The organism is Reinekea sp. G2M2-21 (assembly GCF_015687175.1).
In the GTDB taxonomy this organism is placed as follows: domain Bacteria; phylum Pseudomonadota; class Gammaproteobacteria; order Pseudomonadales; family Natronospirillaceae; genus Reinekea.
On the sequence record NZ_JADPQG010000004.1, the window covers coordinates 344,013 to 363,407 of the forward strand.

A 19,395-nucleotide genomic window follows, 5' to 3' on the forward strand; every position below is an offset into this window, starting at 1 on the left:
TTACGCCGCCTAAGAAGCCTCATTTGAGGCTTTTTTTTGGACCTGGAGCTTCTCCAGCGCCCATTGGATATGTTCATCCACTAGTGCCGATACGCGACCATATTGTTCCTGCAATGCGGCTATGACGTCATCGTCCGCCGGACCGTTGCCTAGTGCAACGGCCAGGTTTCGTTGCCATTGGGCAAAACCAATTCGTCGGATCGGGCTGCCTTCGGTCTTGCTCAAGAAGGTGGCTTCATCCCACTGAAATAATGAAATCAGCGATACGTTGTCCAGTTGGTGTCGAGGCGAGAAGTCCGGCTCGTCAGTATTGTGGGTTTTGCGATTATGGGGGCAGACCAATTGGCAATCGTCGCAACCGTAAACGCGATTTCCTATTTTATCGCGCAGCTCCAGGGGGATGCTGCCATTGTATTCAATGGTGAGATAGCTGATACACTTCCCGGCATCCAACACGCCATCCGCGACGAAAGCGTCGGTTGGACAGTCCACGATGCACTGACGGCAACTGCCACAATGGCTTTTTGCTGTGGGTTGGTCGTGTGTCAGGGGTAAGTCTGTGAACAGTTCCCCGAGAAAAAAATAGCTGCCATGTCCCGGGCTGAGTAGTAGCGTATTCTTACCTATCCATCCCATACCGGCCTGTTCGGCCAGTTGGCGTTCCATCACCGGTGCGCTGTCCACAAAGGGCCGGTAATCGTGTTCTCCAGCCAGTTTTGCGATGGCCTGCGCAAATGCAGCCAATCGTTTACGCAAGACTTTGTGATAATCACGCCCCAGGGCATAGCGACTGATATAGGCTTTTCGTGAGTCGTCGAGGATGCTCTGGCTCTGGCTATCTCGCGGCCAATAATTCATTCGCACACTGATCACGGTTAACGTGCCTGGATGTAGCTTGCTGGCGTCAAAGCGTTTATCCAGGTTCCGACCTAACCAATCCATATCGGCGTGGTAACCGTTTGCTAGCCAAGATTCAAAATCATCCCGTACGTGACCAGTAGATGGCGATGTAAAGCGAACGTCCTGGAACCCTATTGACACGCCGAGCGCCCGTATCTGTTCAGTCAGAGTTAACCTTTTGTCCGTTGAAATGGTGTTTGAAGTAGAAGGCATCGGTAAATTTATTGCTGGCCAGTCACATAGAGAATGACTAATGATACACTCTGACGCGTTTGTCTTAGAGATTATAAGTAGCTTTTTTGTGAAGATAATTATTGAAGAGCCTCAGATGCCTGCATTCGGGCAACATCTGGGTGAAGTTTGCCAACTTGGCAGTGTCATCTTTCTGAAGGGTACTTTGGGTATGGGTAAAACCACATTAAGTCGCGCGCTTGTGCAAGGACTTGGTTGGCAAGGTAAGGTGAAGAGCCCGACCTATACCCTGGTCGAGCAATATGATTTGGCTAACTCGGTGGTGTTCCATTTCGATTTATACCGCCTTGCGGACCCAGAAGAACTTGAATTTTTGGGAATACGCGATTTTGATGCACAACGCGGTTTGTGGTTGGTCGAATGGCCCGAAAAAGGGGTAGGCCTGCTACCGTCGGCGGATCTTGTGATTGAGCTGAGTGAATGTGAATCAGCCGATGCTCGGCAAGTAACCATTTCAGCGCATAGCAGCCGTGGTGAAAGCCAGTTGAAATCCCTCCGAAATCGAATGCCGGAGGCTATATGATTCGCGCGTGTCTGATCTGTTTGCTGGTATGTTTTTCATGGGTTCAGGCGGCCACTATCGACGGCGTTCGAATATGGCCAGCACCAGATAACACCCGGTTGGTTTTCGACTTGGACGCCCCGGCCAGCCACAATATATTTATTTTGAAAAACCCAACCCGGATTGTGCTGGATATTGAGAAAACTGCGCTGAAAACCGATCTGACTGCATTGGATTTAACGGACAGCGGCATCTCCCGTATCCGATCTGCGGTGCACAATGGTGCCGACATTCGCGTCGTGCTGGATATGACCGAGTCCATGTCGCCAAAGAGTTTCGCTTTACCGCCGAACGATCAGTACGGTCACCGACTGGTAGTAGATCTGGAACGGCCAACTTTAGTCTCCATTGCTGGTAAAACCACGGTGGAGCCAACCGTTAGCAAGACCATTGATCAGTACAATACCCAGAAACGGGATATCGTCGTCGTCATTGATGCCGGGCACGGTGGTGAAGACCCCGGAGCTATTGGCCCAACCAAATTGCGAGAAAAAAACGTCGTTCTGGCAATGGCGAAAGAGGTTTACGCTCAGCTAGAAGCCACCAAGGGTTTCAAGCCAATCTTGGTGCGCGAAGGGGACTATATCGTTGCGTTGAAGAAACGCCGGGATTTTGCCCGTGAGAAAAACGCCGATCTGTTCGTCTCGATTCACGCAGATGCGTTCCACAAATCGTCCGCTAATGGTGCCTCGGTGTACGCTCTGTCGAACGGTGGCGTGGTCAGCGCGGTAGCAAAATACCTGGCAGATCAGGAAAACGCGGCGGACGTGATTGGCGGTATTAATGGCGTTAGCCTGGAAGACAAGGATGACGTCCTTAAGTCGGTGTTGGTCGACCTTTCCATGACTGCAACATTGCAGCGATCGCTATCAGTCGGCAATTTGGTCTTGGAAGAAATGAGTAAGTTTGCCAAGTTGCATGGCAATAAAAAGAAGGTTGGGCAAGCAAACTTCGTGGTACTGCGCGCGCCAGACGTTCCGTCTATCTTAGTAGAAACCGGATTTATCAGTAATCCTACCGAAGAGAAAAATCTGGGGTCGCCAGCCTATCGGGCGAAAATGGCCAGTGCCATCCGCGACGGTATCGTGCGTTATTTTGAAAAATCACCGCCGGAAGGCAGTTACATTGCTTGGTTACAGCAACAAAAAGGCACCGTGAAAAAATATACCGTAGCGCGCGGTGATACCCTGTCTGGTATTGCTTCTAAAAACGGTGTTTCCGTCTTGCAGCTGATTTCCCTGAACAAATTAAACAGCAGTACGATCCGCGTGGGTCAAGTACTGTTGATTCCAGACGCATGACGACTGGACAACTGAAAGAGCTTTTATGTTACATCGAAAAATAGAAATCTTATCGCCGCGTTTGGCTAACCAGATCGCCGCAGGTGAGGTGGTTGAGCGCCCGGCGTCGGTGGTTAAGGAGTTGGTTGAGAACTGCCTGGACGCCGGGGCGACTCGCATTGATATCGAGATCGAACAGGGTGGTATCAAGTTGATCCGGGTACGTGATAACGGGCGTGGTATTGTTAAGGATGATTTGCCCTTGGCGCTCGCGCGCCATGCGACATCGAAAGTTTACTCGCTTGATGAGTTGGAAGCGCTGGGGTCATTGGGTTTTCGCGGTGAAGCTCTTGCCTCGGTGGCCTCTGTATCTCGCCTGACGCTGACCAGTAAGCCGACGCAGCAGACAGAAGCTTGGCAGGTTCAGTCTCATGGTCGGGAAATGTCTACAGATGTGACGCCCGCAGCCCATACTGACGGAACTACCGTCGAGGTGCGAGACCTGTTCTTTAATACACCTGCGCGTCGCAAATTCATGCGAACTGAAAAAACGGAATTCAATCATCTGGAAGAGGTGATCAAACGCCAGGCATTATCACGTTTCGATGTGGGTTTTACGCTGCGGCACAATAATCGAACCATTCATTCTCTGCGCCCGGCAACAACGCCTGCGGAGCAGCAGCGAAGGATCGCTCAATTATTGAATCCTGATTTTATGACCAATGCGCTGGTGATTGAAACCGAACGGGCTGGCTTGAAAATGTCTGGCTGGGTAGGGTTGCCAACCTTTTCTCGGTCGATGCCCGACATGCAGTACTTTTTTGTGAACGGTCGTGTGGTTAAAGACAAGGTCATCGGCCATGCTGTAAAGCAAGCGTATCGCGACGTGCTCTATCACGGACGCCATCCTTGCTTTGTGTTGTATCTCGAACTCGACAGCAGTGGTGTTGACGTTAACGTGCACCCGACGAAACATGAAGTCCGGTTTCGAGATCAGCGGCTGGTGCACGATTTTCTGTTCAGTCAGCTGCATCGGGCTTTAGCCGAAGTCCGGCCGCAGGCGAATCAATCCATTGAAGTGGCGACACCCGAACCCGTTAGAATCAGTGGCCTTGAAGCAGGCGAGTTTGCCGGACAGACAAGTTTGAATATGGGGGCGCCAACGGCGGATTATGGTCGCTCTTTTGGTACTAGCCCTCAGCCTATGGCCGCTCGGGAGCAGGTTTCGTTCTATCAGGCTTTGCAATCACCGCCGGCTAATCAGGAAGGTCGTTCACTGGGGTTGAACACCATGCCTCAGTCAGATCAAAACGATATTCCCCCGCTGGGTTTCGCGGTTGCACAATTGCACGGAATATACATTCTTTCCCAGTCGGAGCACGGCTTGATTGTGGTTGATATGCATGCCGCGCATGAGCGTATTACCTATGAGCGCATGAAGTCTCAATACGACCAGCAAGGACTGCAGGCTCAGCCTTTATTGGTCCCGTTAAAAATATCGGTCAGTGAAAAAGAAGCAGACGCTGCCGAAGAATTTAGCGAGCTGCTGTTGAAGTTCGGCTTCGAACTTCAACGCTCCGGTCCTGAAAGCCTGACCGTGCGGCAAATTCCGGTTTATCTGCAGCAAGCTGATGTGGAGCCTCTGATTCGTTCGGTGTTATCGGATGTGATCCAGCATGAGTCATCCGATGCGATTCTTGCGCACCGGAACGAGATTTTGTCGACCATGGCATGCCATGGTTCAGTTCGAGCCAACCGCCGCCTAACGATTCCAGAAATGAACGCATTGCTGCGGGACATGGAGCGGACAGAGCGCAGTGGTCAATGCAATCATGGGCGACCGACCTGGACACAAATGACGTTACCGGAGCTCGATAAACTTTTCCTGAGGGGCCGCTAATGGTATCGCCCAAGCCTCAGGCCATTTTTTTGATGGGTCCGACCGCTGCCGGCAAAACAGATCTGGCTATTGAATTGGTCGAGTCGGGCCGTTGTGAAATTATTTCGGTGGATTCTGCTCAGGTCTATCGAGATATGAACATCGGGGCCGCGAAGCCTGATGCAGAAACCCTGCGCCGCGCTCCACACTGGTTGATTGATATTTGTGACCCTTCTGAAAGCTACTCAGCCGTGCGATTCCGCAACGATGCGTTGACAATCATGGAATCCATTCGTCTGCGTGGTAAGGTTCCGCTGCTTACCGGTGGTACTATGTTGTATTTCAAGACTCTGGTTGAACCAATGGCTGAGCTTCCCGGTGGCGATGCAGAAGTGCGGGCAGAGTTGGCTGATACACTATCGCGTGAGGGCTTGCCGGTTCTGGTGGCTGAGTTACTGCAGGTCGACCCTGTCGCGCATGCCCGAATTGATTTACAGAACCCTCAACGCGTGCAACGTGCCCTGGAAGTGTTTCGATTATCCGGTCGACCGATTTCCAGTTTCTGGGCCGAAGGCGTTCATGATGGTAAGGGTAATCTCGCCGCAAAGGCCGTGGATCAGTTTCCTTTCGAATTATTGCAGTACGCAGTTATGCCAACCGACCGGAAAGTTTTGCATGAGCGGATTGCTAAGCGCTTCCACATTATGTTGGAGCAGGGGTTTGAGGCTGAGGTTCGTCGATTGTATGAACGCGGTGACTTGCACTTGGATCTGCCATCGATGCGTAGCGTTGGCTATCGACAGATGTGGCAGTATTTTGATGGCGATTTCGATTACAGCACCATGATTGAGAAAGGCATTGTCGCAACTCGTCAGTTGGCAAAGCGTCAGCTAACTTGGCTCCGGGGATGGATGCCAATGGACGTTCTGGATACCACCCAAACCAATAGCATACGGTACGCTTCGCAGATATTGAGCCGTTTGAATTAATGTGGATGGCTACTATATCTTAACTCCTAAAACCACACTCGCCATAAAGCCGAATGAATTGGCTGAAGGGTGTTGCTGATGTTTTCGTTGAAAAGCCTAATCCTGCGAGCAGAGGTCGAGCATTGCCTTTGAAGCCCGTGCTTTTCTGACTCTTTGTTGATGCTTGTGCGCAGTACACTCAGAACACCGATTAGGGTATGTATTACAAGAGGACTGGCCTCGCCGGACGCTCTGGGTCAAAAAAGTGTGGGTATTCCGAAAATAATGGCCTTGTCCCATCCACAATAGAATGAAAATAAACTAGAATCCTCACTGTTAAGATTTCTGAATGCGGCTATTCCAGACTTTTTGTGACTCAATGCTACGTTTTCGCTGGCTATGGGCACGCTGGAGCATTCGTGGGGCACTCGATGTCACCGTTATTGACAGCCAGCATGGGGCAATAACGCCGATTGACTAAGCCGATTACTATTACAATCCTTAAGAAAAAGGAGCAGATCATGTCAAAAGGGCAATCTTTACAAGACCCTTTCTTAAACGCGCTGCGTAAAGAGCGCATTCCAGTTTCAATTTTCCTGGTAAACGGAATTAAGTTGCAGGGTCAGATTGAAAGTTTCGATCAATTTGTCATTTTGTTGAAAAACACAGTCAGCCAAATGGTCTATAAGCACGCGATTTCAACGGTTGTGCCAGCCCGAAATGTGAAAATTTCTCAAGATGGCGAAGAAGCCGTTACTATCGAGTAACGTTTCTGGCCGTATAGGATGTTTTTTTCTCTTCGCCCGGCAAAGCCGGGCATCGGAGTTTGTGATTGTTTTTTGAACGTGTAGAGGGCGGTAATAGGGCCATTCTGGTCCATGTGGATTTCCCTGAATCTGATCATCGAGAAGACCCGATCGAGTTTGAAGAATTGGTCGTGTCGGCGGGGGCTGACCCCGCTACCTATATCCGCGCTTCCCGGACCACACCTCATCCCAAGTATTTTGTCGGTACCGGCAAGCTGGAAGAAATTCGCATGGCTGTGCAGGCGCATGATGCCGATGTGGTGTTGTTCAATCATGCCCTCAGTCCTTCTCAGGAACGCAATGTGGAAGCGGCCATTGAATGTCGGGTATTAGATCGAACGGGCCTGATTCTGGATATTTTTGCGCAGCGTGCGCGCACGCATGAAGGGAAGTTGCAGGTTGAGCTGGCCCAGTTGCAGTATCAGAGTACCCGGTTAGTTCGGGGGTGGACGCACCTGGAGCGACAGAAAGGCGGTATCGGTTTGCGCGGACCCGGTGAAACTCAGCTGGAAACCGACCGACGTTTATTGCGTGCTCGTATCAGTACAATTCATAAAAGATTGGTAAAGGTTGAGAAACAACGTGACCAGTCCAGAAGGGCCCGAGCGCGTTCTGATACCCCAACAGTCTCGCTGGTGGGATACACGAATGCCGGTAAGTCTACGCTGTTTAACTATCTGACCGAGGCAAGTGTATATGCTGCCGATCAATTGTTTGCAACACTGGACCCCACGTTAAGGCGTCTGGCAATTCCTGATATGGGTGATATTGTTCTCGCTGATACAGTTGGATTTATCCGTCATCTCCCCCATAAATTGGTAGAGGCGTTTAAGGCGACGCTGCAGGAAACTGCGGAGGCGGATTTACTGATTCATGTCGTTGATTGTGCGGATGAGAATCGGTTGAGTAATATTGAACAAGTCGAAAACGTGCTTGAAGAAATTGGTTCATATGAAGTGCCCCGTTTAGAGGTGTTTAATAAGATTGATTTGCTCGACAATTTCAAGCCTGCCATTGAACGTAACGATGAAGGCGTGCCAGTAAGGGTTTGGGTATCGGCTCACACCGGTGAAGGAACTTCGCTGATATTGGGTGCAATCACCGAATTGCTGGGTGACGAGGTAATCTCACAAAAAGTGACATTAGCCCCTAATGAATCGGCATTAAGAGCGGCCTTATTTGAACAAAATGCAATTCTTGCAGAGAACTATGATGATTATGGGCACGTAGAACTAGACATTAGAATGCAGAAGAAAGACTTTAAACAGTTGTTAAAACGTTTCAGTCTCTCTGAAGAACGTTTCGGGGTTTCCCGGGAAAAAGAGTTTTTTGAACGATAGCTGTTTACTAGCTATGCCAATGATAAAAAGAGATGGAGTTGACCATGGCGTGGAACGAACCACCAGGTGGGAATAACGATCAGGACCCTTGGGGTAACCGAAATCGTAATAAAGGTAATGACGGTCCACCGGATCTTGATGACCTTTTTAAACAGTTAAACACCAAGCTGAACAAATGGTTGGGCGGTGGTGGCAACAAAGGCGGAAACAATAATTCCTCTGGTTCCGGCGGGGGCTTTGCCTCTTTGTTGGCTCTGGTGATTGTCGCCGGCGTTCTGTATGTGGCTTACGACTCGTTCTACACGGTTGATGAATCCGAGCGAGCCGTCGTTTTGCGTTTGGGTAAATTCTACAGCGTCGAAAACCCAGGTCTGCAGATGAAAATCCCCTTTATTGACCGGATAGCAGACAAAGTAAATGTCACTCAGGTGCGTGAGCACAGCTTAAAAAATTCCATGTTGACTGCGGATGAAAACATCGTTGAAGTGTCAATGACCGTGGAATATCGTGCTGCTGACGCGAAAGCCTATGTATTGAATGTTCGCGACCCTCAGTCGACTATTGCCCATGCCGCAGAGTCAGCGTTGCGTCACGTAGTTGGTTCTGCACGTTTGGAGCAGATTCTGACCGTAGGTCGTGATCAGGTTCAGGCGTTGGTTAAAGAGCGCTTACAAACCTACTTGGATAACTACGATGTCGGTATCCAATTGGCGCAGCTCAAAATTACCGATGCGGCACCACCGAGCGCGGTTCAGGATGCATTCGATGACGTAATTAAGGCTCGGGAAGATCAGCAGCGCTTGGTCAACGAAGCGCAGGCTTACGCAAATCAGATTGTTCCTGTTGCGCAGGGTCAGGCACAGCGCCAATTGGCTGAAGCAGAAGCCTATCGTCAGGAAGTTGTCGCAAAAGCAACGGGTGAATCAGACCGTTTCAGTGCGTTGTTGGCAGAGTACGAGAAGGCACCAGATATTACCCGTCAGCGTTTGTATCTGAACACAATTGAAGAAATCTACGCGAAAAGTTCCAAAGTTCTGTTGGATGTCGAAAATGGTAATAACATGATGTATCTGCCACTGGATCAACTGCGTAAAAATAGTACGGCCAGTGCAATCAGTGACCTGACCACCGGCGCTGCCAATGTGAATAATCTGACGCAATCGGAAGTGAGTAACCTCACCGACCAGATTTTGCGTGAAATCGACCGTCGTCGAAATAACCAATAAGGAGCGAAATGATGAGTGGAAAGAGTAGCGTATTCACCATTTTAGCCGCCTTGGTGATTTTAGCGGCCACGACATTCTTGTATATCGTGGAAGAACGGCAGACTGCGATTAAGTTGAAGTTTGGTGAAGTAGTCGAGTGGGACGTGGAACCCGGTATTCATTTCCGGATTCCAATCGTCAATACCATTCGTAAGTTCGACAACCGAATTATTACGCTGGATAGCCAACCTGAGCGTTTCTTGACCAGTGAACAGAAAAGCCTGGAAGTAGATTCGTATGTACAGTGGCGCATTGCCGATACGCTGAAGTTCTACACCGCGAACAGCGGCGGTGATTTCTTTGCGGCGAATCAGGTACTGGGTTCGCGGGTGAATGCCGCCTTGCGCGACGCGTTTGGTGATAAGCCTTTGCGTGAAGTAGTGACCGGTTTGAAAGATGACGAAGAGCTGCCTGAAGGCAATGTGATCGATTCTAACAAGGGTGAGCGCGATGTGTTGATGGATGAAGTTCTGCGCAAAGTGAACACGGTTGCGCTGGACGGTTTGGGTATTGAGGTCGTCGATATTCGAGTGAAAGCAATTGACTTGCCGTCACAGGTATCCAGCGACGTCTTCCGACGTATGCGTTCCGAACGTGATCAGTTGGCAAGAAGTTTCCGTTCAGAAGGCCAACGACAGGCTGAAATTATTCAGGCGAACGCTGATCAAGAACGGACAATTACGTTGGCAAACGCTTTCCGAGAAGCTGAGCAGATTAAAGGTCGGGGGGATGCTGAGGCAGCCTCTATCTATGCTAAAGCGTTCGAGGAAGATGCCGATTTTTATGCGTTCTACCGCAGTTTGGAAGCCTATCGTAAATCATTTAGTTCCAGTGGCGACATGCTGATTCTGGAACCTGAGAGCGATTTCTTCCGCTTCTTGAATAGTCAAACGGGTAAATAGAAAAAATTCCATTGGGTGTTTTCTGCACCCATGTGTATAATCCCGCAACCGGGCAGTTTGCCCGGTTTTTTTGTGCCCTAAGAAATCAAACTATGGGATCCGATATCGCATGACCATTGCAGAACGCTGGCTATTGCCGGACGGAATTGAAGAAATTCTGCCGCCACAAGCCGCCCGAATCGAAGCTTTGCGTCGAGCCTTGCTTGATGAATATCGAGCCTGGGGTTACGACTTGTTACAACCGCCAAGCGCGGAATATCTGGAATCACTGCTGACCGGTGTCGGTCATGACCTGGATTTGCTGACCTTTAAAATTACCGACCAGCATACCGGACGGATGATGGGTATCAGCGCTGACCGAACCCAGCAGGTCGCCCGAATGGATGCTCACTCCATGCCAAAACGTGGAGTCGCCCGTTATTGCTATTGCGGATCAGTACTCCACACCAAACCAACCCATTTATTGTCATCTCGCAGTCCGATCCAGATTGGTGCGGAACTCTATGGTTATTCTGGTATCGACAGTGAAATTGAAATAGTCTCACTGATGCTTCGGTCGTTGGAATGTGCCGGTTTGGAAGAAGTCACGGTCGATTTGGGGCATATCGGTATATATCAGGCCCTCGTCGCGCAAACAGATCTCAGTATCGACCAGCAAACCGAGCTTTATAGCCTGTTGCGTCAGCGGGCGTTGCCCGAACTTGACTGTTGGCTGCATCAGTCAGCCTTAACCGATACTCAGCGGAGCCAATTTAAAGAATTGCCGGGTATGGCAGGTTCGGTCGATAAAATTTCAGCCTGGAAGCAGAAACTGGCTTCCGCACCCGCTGAGGTTGCGCGGGCATTGGATACATTGCAGACGATTTCGGATGAGTTAATAGCGCGTTTCCCGAATGTTCGGGTGCATTTGGATTTAGCGGAATTGCGAGATTTTAACTATCATACCGGATTGGTGTTTTCGGCTTTTGTCCCCGGTTTTGGGCAGCCTGTCGCCCGTGGTGGTCGTTACGATCATACAGGCGAAGTTTTTGGTCGTTCGCGTCCAGCTACCGGCTTTTCCAGCGATCTGAAAGTGCTGGCGTCGCAAACAGTAGCCCAGTGGTCTGAAACGCCTGCTATTTTAGCGCCAGCGAATAATGATCGCGCCCTGCGTGCTAAAGTCGCTGACCTGCGTCGCTCCGGCGAGCGCGTGATTCACGTATTTAACGGGCAGTCTGATATCGACGAATTAGGCTGTGACCGGGAGCTGGTTTTGATTGATAACCAGTGGCAAGTTCAATCGATTTCTCAACATAGGCAAAGTTAAGATGGGTAAGAATGTAGTCGTATTAGGCACTCAATGGGGTGATGAAGGTAAAGGCAAAATAGTCGATCTACTGACTGAAAATGCAGACGCCGTGGTTCGCTTCCAAGGCGGCCATAATGCTGGGCACACACTGGTTATTGATGGCAAGAAAACGGCATTGCATCTGATCCCATCCGGAATTTTGCGGGATGGTGTGAAATGCGTCATCGGCAATGGCGTGGTGTTGTCCATTACGGCCCTGCTAAAAGAAATGGCCATGCTGGAAGAAATGGGTGTTCCCGTGCGAGAACGACTGCATGTCTCAGCCGGTTGTCCACTGATATTGCCGATTCACGTAGCGCTGGATCAGGCTCGTGAGACCAAGCGTGGCAATAACAAGATCGGCACAACCGGTAGAGGTATCGGACCAGCCTATGAAGATAAGGTCAGCCGCCGTGGTGTGCGTTTGGGTGATGTGTTCCAGAATGGATTCCGTGAAAAACTGACGGAATTGTTGGAATACCATAACTTTATCCTTAAAGAGTATTACCACGCTGAGACCGTCGATGTCACCGCTGTCATTGATGAAGTTATCGCTGAGGCGGAAAGTATTCGAGACATTACGACGAATACCGTCAGTCTAGTGCACAGCATTCGTGAGCAGAACGGCAATATTATGTTTGAAGGTGCTCAAGGGTCGCTGTTGGACATCGATCACGGTACCTACCCCTTCGTAACATCTTCAAGTACTACCGCAGGTGGAGTAGCCACTGGTTCAGGTGTTGGTCCGTTGTATCTTGACCAAATTATGGGCATTACCAAAGCCTATACGACACGTGTTGGCTCTGGACCTTTCCCAACTGAATTGTTCGATGACAACGGCAAGCATCTGGCTGAAAAAGGTCATGAGTTCGGAACCACAACCGGTCGCGCCCGTCGCTGTGGCTGGTTTGATGCAGTTTTGGTTAAGCACAGTATTCGGATTAACTCGATCAACGCTATTTGCCTGACCAAATTGGACGTCCTAGATGGCCTGGATGTGGTGAAGGTTTGTGTCGGTTATGAAGACGCTGACGGTAATGAAGTGGAATGGCCAGAGTCTTCTGAAGCCTTCGACACAGTAAAACCGGTTTACGTTGACCTGCCAGGCTGGAAAGAATCGACTTTTGGTGCAAAATCGTTGGCCGATCTGCCACAGAACGCACGCGATTATATTGAATACATTGAAAAAGCCATTGGTGCTCGTATCGACATCGTCTCAACAGGTCCCGATCGTGTTGAAACCATTGTGTTGAAGCACTCTTTTGAAATGTAAGAACTGAAAACTTTACTCCGGGCGCATCAAGCCCGGAGTTTTCCTCTGAAAGCCGGTAATTTGCCGACTTCTTCCTACTGTTCCAGTGCATCTCTCGCTATACTGTTCTGCGTACAATAACAATGATATATGGATATCGTGAAAAAAAATAATTCCTCATCTGACCCGCATTTAGAGCGGGAAGCAAAAAAATACGACAACCCCATTCCTAGCCGGGAGTTTATTACGGCCCACCTCGAGAGGCGCAAAGGCCCTGCAACCCACCCTGAGCTTTGTGAAGAGCTGAATTTGACGACAGAAGATGCCATTGAAGCATTGCGTCGCCGTTTAATTGCCATGGTGCGTGACGGCCAGTTACTGTGTTCTCGCAAAGGTGCGTTTGGCTTACTTGATAAGATGGATTTAGTCCGTGGACGCGTTCAGGGGCATCCGGATGGCTTTGGGTTTTTAATACCCGATCAGGGCGGTGACGATTTCTTACTTAACCACCGCCAGATGCGTTGCTGTTTTGACGGTGATGTTGTTTTGGCCCGAAAAGGGCGTCGCGACCATCGCGGCCGTGTAGAAGCTACGATCACAGAAGTACTGGAGCGCAATACCATCGAGATCGTTGGCCGCTTTCACTGGGAGGGTGGTTTCGGCATTGTTCATCCGGAAAACAAACGAATTGCCCAAGACATACTGATTCCGCCAAAAGATGTATCCACTTCTAGCGACGGCGACATTGTGGTCGTGGATATTGTGGAGCAACCAGAGTTTCGCAAACAACCTATTGGTCGTGTTACCCAAGTGTTGGGGGCGCACATGGCACCGGGTATGGAAATCGATATTGCGCTGCGCACCTATGATATTCCACATACCTGGCCGTATGAAGTTGAAGAACAGATCGTTGGCTACGGTAAGAATGTCGAGGAAGCTGACAAACTGCACCGCGTCGATTTGCGTGCCAAAGCCTTTGTTACCATTGACGGTGAAGACGCTCGGGATTTTGATGACGCGGTGTTCGCTCAGCCCATGAAGAACGGCACAACGAAGTTGTTTGTGGCCATTGCCGATGTCTCTCATTACGTTCAGGTGGATACACCTTTGGATCACGAAGCCCGCTCACGCGGCACGTCGGTTTATTTCCCCGAACGCGTTATTCCGATGTTACCGGAGGTGCTCTCTAACGGTTTGTGTTCGCTAAACCCGAATACCGATCGCTTGGCGTTGGTGTGTGAAATGGATGTATCCGAACACGGCGACGTGATCAGCTTTAAGTTTATGGAAGGCTTGATCCATTCGCACGCCCGTCTGACCTACACGCAGGTCAGTCGCGTGTTGGAAGAGGGCGAGCCAACGCATCGAGCGGAATTCAAGAAAAGTTTCGGTGCCGATGTACTCAAGAACATTGATGCGCTGCAGCGGGTTTACCAATGTTTCCGCATCGCACGAACGGAGCGGGGCGCTATTGAGTATGAAACCCGCGAAACACGGATTGTCTTCAATGACGAGCAGAAAATTGACCGAATTGTGGCTTCAGAACGCAATGAAGCCCACCGTCTGATTGAAGAATGTATGCTGGCTGCCAATGTCAGTGCGGCTACTTTCCTGGAAGAGTTGAGTATTCCGTGCCTGTATCGGGTACATGACGTGCCGTCTTTTGAACGCTTGGAAAATCTTCGTGAATACATGGGCGAACAGGGTCTGGCGTTAGGCGGTGGCTTTAAACCTACGGCGAAAGATTATCAAAAACTGTTGTCACAGATCGCCGGACGGGAAGATTTTGAACTGTTGCAAACGGTGATGCTGCGCTCCATGGCACAGGCCGTTTATCAACCGGACAACATCGGTCATTTTGGGTTGGCTTTCGATCGTTACGCGCACTTTACGTCACCGATTCGGCGTTACCCCGATTTGCTGGTGCATCGTGCCATTCGCTCCGTTATTCGCAGTAAAAAACGGACTGGATATGTGAAACGCGTGAAAGGGGCTGATAATCTGGATCCTAAACAGATTTACCCATACGACGCCAAAAGCATGTTTGAATTAGGTGAACATTGCTCTATGACTGAGCGTCGCGCAGATGAAGCGACGTGGGATGTCATCGCCTGGTTAAAATGCGAATACATGAGCGACCATATCGGAGACGAGTACAGTGGAACGGTGTCATCCGTAACGAACTTTGGTTTGTTTGTTCAATTGGATGATGTTTACGTCGATGGTTTGGTCCACATTTCCAGTTTGCAATCTGACTATTATCAATATCAACAGGCCGCACATCGACTGGTGGGCGACCGAACCCGGATTAGTTATGGTCTGGGCGATAAGTTAAAGGTTCGGGTGGTTCGGGTAAGTTTGGATGAACGGAAAATTGATTTTGAGTTAGCCGATGCTCAGGTGGGTAAGCCGGACCGCAGTCGACGTGGCGCAGGTGCAGGTAAACCAGGACATCGGCCTCCGGCAAAAACCAAACGGGCACAAGGTAGCAAACCCAAAAGTAAAAAACCGGCCAATGCCAATGGCAAAAAGAAAGCCAAGAAAAGTCGTAAACACTAACGCCTGAGTGCGTTTTACAGAAAACGGAGGCCCAGCGTATGGGCCGCTGCACGTATAACCGCTGCGCGTAGAGTGGGTCCTTCGCTGACACCGTCTATCTGCAACGTCACGACCGATCCAGCGGCAACTGCATAGTCTGAAAAACGGCTTTCGATCGATAACGTTGCCAGATCGATCCCGTCTTCTGAAAAATCGATGCATTGGCAGGGGACAGAAACGCCATTAGCCGTGGTCAATGTGACTGCCGCTTTTAACTGAACTCGATGAAAACGTCGGTTCTGTTTACGTTGTTTAATCATAGATTGCACTCATGTGCAGGTTTTATTGAGTGTAGCAACCTGTTTAAGAATTGGAGAAAAATTCATGTCAGAGTCTTTATGGATTTTTGGATTGCATGCGGCGCAAAGTGCTCTCGAAAACAATCCGGATCGCATAAAAGAAGTGGTTATTCTGAAAGGCAGGCAAGATAACCGCATGAATAATTTGCTCGACCTGGTTCGCGAGAAAGGTGTGAAATTTCGCTTGGCGCCACGGGAAGAGTTTGAACGAACATTGCAAAAGCAGGAACTGAAAGACGCCCGTCATCAAGGAGTTTTAGTGCTGACGACAGCCGCACCGGTTTTAAAGGAACACGATTTAGACGCTCTGCTGGATTCGCTGCAGACGGCACCGCTATTGTTGGTGTTGGATGGAGTCACCGATCCGCATAATATCGGCGCTTGCCTGCGGACGTGCGATGCTGCCGGCGCGCATGGTGTGATTGTCCCGAAAGACAAATCCGGTTCATTAACACCCACGGCCGTAAAAATAGCCAGCGGCGCATCTGACACGGTTCCGTTCTTTGCGGTAACGAACTTAGCACGAACGCTGGAATCGCTTAAGGAACGGGGCATTTGGGTGTACGGAACCGCTGGCGAGGCCAGCCATAATATTTATCAAACCAAGTTGCAGGGCCCCTTGGCTTTGGTCATGGGCGCAGAAGGAAAAGGATTGCGTCGCCTGACACGCGACTTGTGCGATGAATTGATACACATCCCCATGGCTGGCGACGTGAGCAGTTTGAATGTCTCTGTGGCGGCAGGCGTGTGTTTGTTTGAAGTCGTTCGCCAACGACAGTTAGCCTGACGTCGAGGGCATATGTTCGCACGTTTCCCGAAACCGCTAGCTCAAGGTTCTACCATTGCCATTACAGCCTTCTCAAGTGGTGTCAGTGAGGCGGGCCATGCGCGGCTGGACTTGGTTCTGCGCGATCTAAAAACCAAAGGTTACCGGGTTATTGAAGGCCAATGTTTGCGCAGTAACGTGAACAGCGTGAGTGGTTCTGCGCAGAATCGAGCAGATGAATTAATGCGGTTTTTGCTGGATCCGTCGATCGATGCGGTATTTCCTCCTTGGGGCGGTGAGTATGCGATGGAACTCTTGCCTTTGCTGGATTACGCCGCATTACGCCGAGTATCACCCAAATGGATTCTCGGCTTTTCCGATGTTAGTACACTGGCCGTAGCCCTGACGCAGAAACTGAACTGGGTGACCGTACACAGCGCAAACCTGATGGATTTACACAATGGTCAACGTGACCCGTTGACGGCTCAAACGCTGACTCACCTGCGATTGGCCGATCGACAATGGTTCGATCAACAATCCTCCGCTTACTTTCAGCGCGATTACATCGATTTTACCGCGCAAACTGACGCGTGCCTGAACCTGACCGAACCAACCCATTGGCAAGCTCTCGATGGTTCTCCTGACGTGGTAATGGAAGGGCGGTTGCTGGGTGGCTGTCTGGATATCCTGTTTCATCTTGCTGGAACTGAGTATTTCGATCTGGCGCAGCTAAGACAACGTTGGCGTGATGACAACATTATCCTGTATCTGGAAAACTGCGAAATGTCGATTCCGGAATTGAAACGGGCTTTGCTGAATTTGGTCATGCGTGGTGTATTTGCCAACGTCGCTGGTGTCGTTTTTGGCCGCAACGCGGGTCCGGAGGCGTGTCACGGATTAACCTATCGATGCGTCTTGCATGAGATCTTCGATTCAGTGAAGTTTCCCGTGTTACTGGATGCGGATATTGGTCATTTACCGCCAAATCTCTGTTTAATGAATGGGGCCAAAGCCCGTATAGCGTTCAAACAGGGTAAGGCTTCCGTTAGGCAGTGGCGCCCATAATGGAGTCTTTAAGAGAAACAGGCGCCTTGCCGGCTTTCTCCTTAACGGAATTGTCTGGTTTATCAACTTGAGCAAACAGACAGAGCAGAATGGTCTATGGTAATAAAGACTATTGGCTGTCTTAATTAGCCGCTAATGGGTTCAGTTTGAGTTTATCCAACCTTTTTGAGCCCTAGGGTTCCGTCTTAAGAGGGGGCGTTGTTTGAGCCGTTTCGATCGTCGCCAAAAGAGCCGTTTGCGTAACATCGTTATTTTTCTGTTAGGGGATGATTCCGATCCGTTGCGCCAAACCAAGATGCTGTTTGCCTTAACAGCAACGGCTTTTTTGTCGGTGTCTCTGTTATTTAACTTAATCTCAGGCGTGACGGCAGCACCATTGAACTGGGTTTTTAGTTTGCTTCTGCCGTTTAATGTTTGGCTCTGGTTCCTTGGGCGTTGGCGCAATAAAGTCAATGTGACCACCAACGGAATATTACTGTCATTGAGTTACATTGTGTTGCCCTCGACCTGGTTTTTTAACGCAGGCTCCAATGGTCCTTCACTGATTATTTTTACCATTGCATTAACCTACAGTGTTGGCGTGTATCGCGCCCAAGACTCAATTCTGAAACTCGCTATGGTTGGTTTTGTTGTGATGCCCGTTGTGCTGATGGTCATGGAGATCTCATATCCTGATTGGATATACCCATACGGAACTCGCCGCGATCGATTGATAGACCTTTTCGTAACCTATGCGATGTGCTCGGTGAGTCTGGGTGTTTTGTTAATGGGACATACACGTCGGTTTATCCAAGAGTTAAAACGAGCGAACAGTCTGGCAGATGAATTGCGGCGAAATGCAGAACAAGACAGTCTGACCAAACTTTTGAACCACCGAACTGTTTTGGCTCAGGTGGAACGGCTGCGCAGTACCAGCAATGAATTTACCTTGATGCTGATTGATGTCGATCACTTTAAACAAATCAATGATTTGTATGGCCATCAGGAAGGGGACAAGGTATTGGTACTGTTGGCCGATCTGATGACTCAACACAGTGAACAGATTTCAGGTTACGTCGGACGGCTTGGTGGTGAAGAATTTCTGGTGGTCGCCGAAGGCAACAGTATTCAAATGCAAACGATGGACGAAGAGTTGCGCAAATCTTTAGCGGCGCAAACTGAAGTAGCCTTGAAGGTAACCTACAGCGCTGGTATCGCGCAATGGGAGCGTCCGCAAAGTCTGGATCAGGTTATCCGTCGCGCGGACGAAGCTATGTATCTGGCCAAGGCAGAGGGGCGCGATCGTACTGTCGTCGGTTGAAGACGGAGCAGCCACGTCGGCTAACCCTTGTGCATGATGGGTATCACTCACTCAGAAGTTGACAGAGGTGCTACCTTTCTTAGTATGCTATGTTCGATTCTCGGCCACTGACAACCAAGTATTATGACCATTCAAATCCGCCCGCCACGTCAAAGTGACGCATCTCTGCTTATCGATCTGTTTAAAAAACTGGATACGCAAACCAGTTTTATGCTGTTTGAGCCAGACGAGCGAGTCATCAATGTTGAACAACAAACTCAGCGCATCGGTGAATTTCAGAATTCCGAACGCAGACAGATGCTAGTGGCTAAGTCTGCGCAGCAGATGGTTGGCATCGTGGTTGGCAATGGCGGTAATGCTAACCGAAATCGGCATACGTTGGTGATAGCGATTGGCGTCGATCTGGAGTTTAGTGGGCGCGGTATCGGTTTTCGACTGATGAATGCTCTGGAAGCCTGGGCCAGAGATACGCATTTTCATCGTTTGGAGCTGACTGTGATGCGTCACAATGAACGAGCGATCAGACTCTACAAAAAGTGCGGCTATCGCCAAGAAGGAATTAAACGCCATTCGCTGAAAGTGAATGGCGACTTTGTTGATGAACTGCAGATGGCGAAGTTGATTTGATGCACGG

17 protein-coding genes are annotated in these 19,395 nt (G+C 49.8%); 15 read left to right on the forward strand and 2 right to left on the reverse strand.

What is annotated here, in order from left to right; genetic code table 11:
• Positions 1 to 9: 9 nt before the first annotated feature.
• Positions 10 to 1,113: a tRNA epoxyqueuosine(34) reductase QueG gene (queG, locus tag IYN85_RS16720; RefSeq protein WP_196160059.1), complete on the reverse strand. Its 1,104-nt coding sequence runs from the start codon at positions 1,111 to 1,113 to the stop codon at positions 10 to 12.
• 88 nt (positions 1,114 to 1,201) lie between these two features.
• Between queG and tsaE the strand changes: the two genes are divergently transcribed.
• From tsaE to rnr, 11 genes are all read left to right on the forward strand, one after another.
• A complete protein-coding gene (gene tsaE / locus IYN85_RS16725) occupies positions 1,202 to 1,675 on the forward strand; it encodes a tRNA (adenosine(37)-N6)-threonylcarbamoyltransferase complex ATPase subunit type 1 TsaE (RefSeq protein WP_370592221.1) in 474 nt (157 codons plus the stop codon).
• Entirely contained in the window at positions 1,672 to 3,015 is a 1,344-nt protein-coding gene (locus IYN85_RS16730) for an N-acetylmuramoyl-L-alanine amidase (protein ID WP_196160060.1), read from the forward strand. Before tsaE ends, IYN85_RS16730 begins: the two co-directional genes overlap by 4 nt.
• Before the next feature lie 25 nt (positions 3,016 to 3,040).
• On the forward strand, positions 3,041 to 4,894 hold the full coding sequence (mutL, locus tag IYN85_RS16735) for a DNA mismatch repair endonuclease MutL (RefSeq protein WP_196160061.1): 1,854 nt from the start codon (positions 3,041 to 3,043) through the stop codon (positions 4,892 to 4,894).
• Positions 4,894 to 5,862, forward strand: coding sequence for a tRNA (adenosine(37)-N6)-dimethylallyltransferase MiaA (miaA, locus tag IYN85_RS16740; RefSeq protein ID WP_196160062.1), 969 nt, complete (start codon positions 4,894 to 4,896; stop codon positions 5,860 to 5,862). Before mutL ends, miaA begins: the two co-directional genes overlap by 1 nt.
• Before the next feature lie 500 nt (positions 5,863 to 6,362).
• A complete protein-coding gene (gene hfq / locus IYN85_RS16745) occupies positions 6,363 to 6,608 on the forward strand; it encodes an RNA chaperone Hfq (RefSeq protein ID WP_196160171.1) in 246 nt (81 codons plus the stop codon).
• A gap of 65 nt (positions 6,609 to 6,673) precedes the next feature.
• Entirely contained in the window at positions 6,674 to 7,987 is a 1,314-nt protein-coding gene (hflX, locus tag IYN85_RS16750) for a ribosome rescue GTPase HflX (protein ID WP_196160063.1), read from the forward strand.
• A 44-nt stretch (positions 7,988 to 8,031) separates the two neighbouring features.
• The gene (gene hflK / locus IYN85_RS16755) at positions 8,032 to 9,213 is read left to right on the forward strand and encodes an FtsH protease activity modulator HflK (protein WP_196160064.1); all 1,182 of its coding nucleotides are present in this window, start codon (positions 8,032 to 8,034) and stop codon (positions 9,211 to 9,213) included.
• Positions 9,214 to 9,224: 11 nt separating this feature from the next.
• Positions 9,225 to 10,154, forward strand: coding sequence for a protease modulator HflC (gene hflC, locus IYN85_RS16760; protein WP_196160065.1), 930 nt, complete (start codon positions 9,225 to 9,227; stop codon positions 10,152 to 10,154).
• A 109-nt stretch (positions 10,155 to 10,263) separates the two neighbouring features.
• A complete protein-coding gene (locus IYN85_RS16765) occupies positions 10,264 to 11,460 on the forward strand; it encodes an ATP phosphoribosyltransferase regulatory subunit (RefSeq protein WP_196160066.1) in 1,197 nt (398 codons plus the stop codon).
• A 1-nt stretch (position 11,461) separates the two neighbouring features.
• Positions 11,462 to 12,754 carry an adenylosuccinate synthase gene (locus tag IYN85_RS16770; RefSeq protein WP_196160067.1) on the forward strand — a complete coding sequence of 431 codons (1,293 nt, stop codon included), beginning with the start codon at positions 11,462 to 11,464 and terminating at the stop codon, positions 12,752 to 12,754.
• 129 nt (positions 12,755 to 12,883) lie between these two features.
• The gene (gene rnr / locus IYN85_RS16775) at positions 12,884 to 15,292 is read left to right on the forward strand and encodes a ribonuclease R (protein WP_196160068.1); all 2,409 of its coding nucleotides are present in this window, start codon (positions 12,884 to 12,886) and stop codon (positions 15,290 to 15,292) included.
• A 14-nt stretch (positions 15,293 to 15,306) separates the two neighbouring features.
• Here rnr and IYN85_RS16780 read toward each other — a convergent pair whose 3' ends face one another.
• The gene (locus IYN85_RS16780) at positions 15,307 to 15,591 is read right to left on the reverse strand and encodes a PilZ domain-containing protein (RefSeq protein ID WP_196160069.1); all 285 of its coding nucleotides are present in this window, start codon (positions 15,589 to 15,591) and stop codon (positions 15,307 to 15,309) included.
• A 64-nt stretch (positions 15,592 to 15,655) separates the two neighbouring features.
• Between IYN85_RS16780 and rlmB the strand changes: the two genes are divergently transcribed.
• The 4 genes from rlmB (at position 15,656) to IYN85_RS16800 (ending at position 19,388) form a co-directional block, all read left to right on the forward strand.
• Entirely contained in the window at positions 15,656 to 16,417 is a 762-nt protein-coding gene (gene rlmB / locus IYN85_RS16785; RefSeq protein WP_196160070.1) for a 23S rRNA (guanosine(2251)-2'-O)-methyltransferase RlmB, read from the forward strand.
• Positions 16,418 to 16,429: 12 nt separating this feature from the next.
• Positions 16,430 to 17,461 carry a S66 peptidase family protein gene (locus IYN85_RS16790; RefSeq protein WP_196160071.1) on the forward strand — a complete coding sequence of 344 codons (1,032 nt, stop codon included), beginning with the start codon at positions 16,430 to 16,432 and terminating at the stop codon, positions 17,459 to 17,461.
• Positions 17,462 to 17,663: 202 nt separating this feature from the next.
• A complete protein-coding gene (locus IYN85_RS16795; protein WP_196160072.1) occupies positions 17,664 to 18,761 on the forward strand; it encodes a GGDEF domain-containing protein in 1,098 nt (365 codons plus the stop codon).
• A gap of 123 nt (positions 18,762 to 18,884) precedes the next feature.
• Positions 18,885 to 19,388 (forward strand): GNAT family N-acetyltransferase, encoded by a 504-nt coding sequence (locus tag IYN85_RS16800; protein WP_196160073.1) that lies wholly within the window; start codon positions 18,885 to 18,887, stop codon positions 19,386 to 19,388.
• Positions 19,389 to 19,395: the final 7 nt, after the last annotated feature.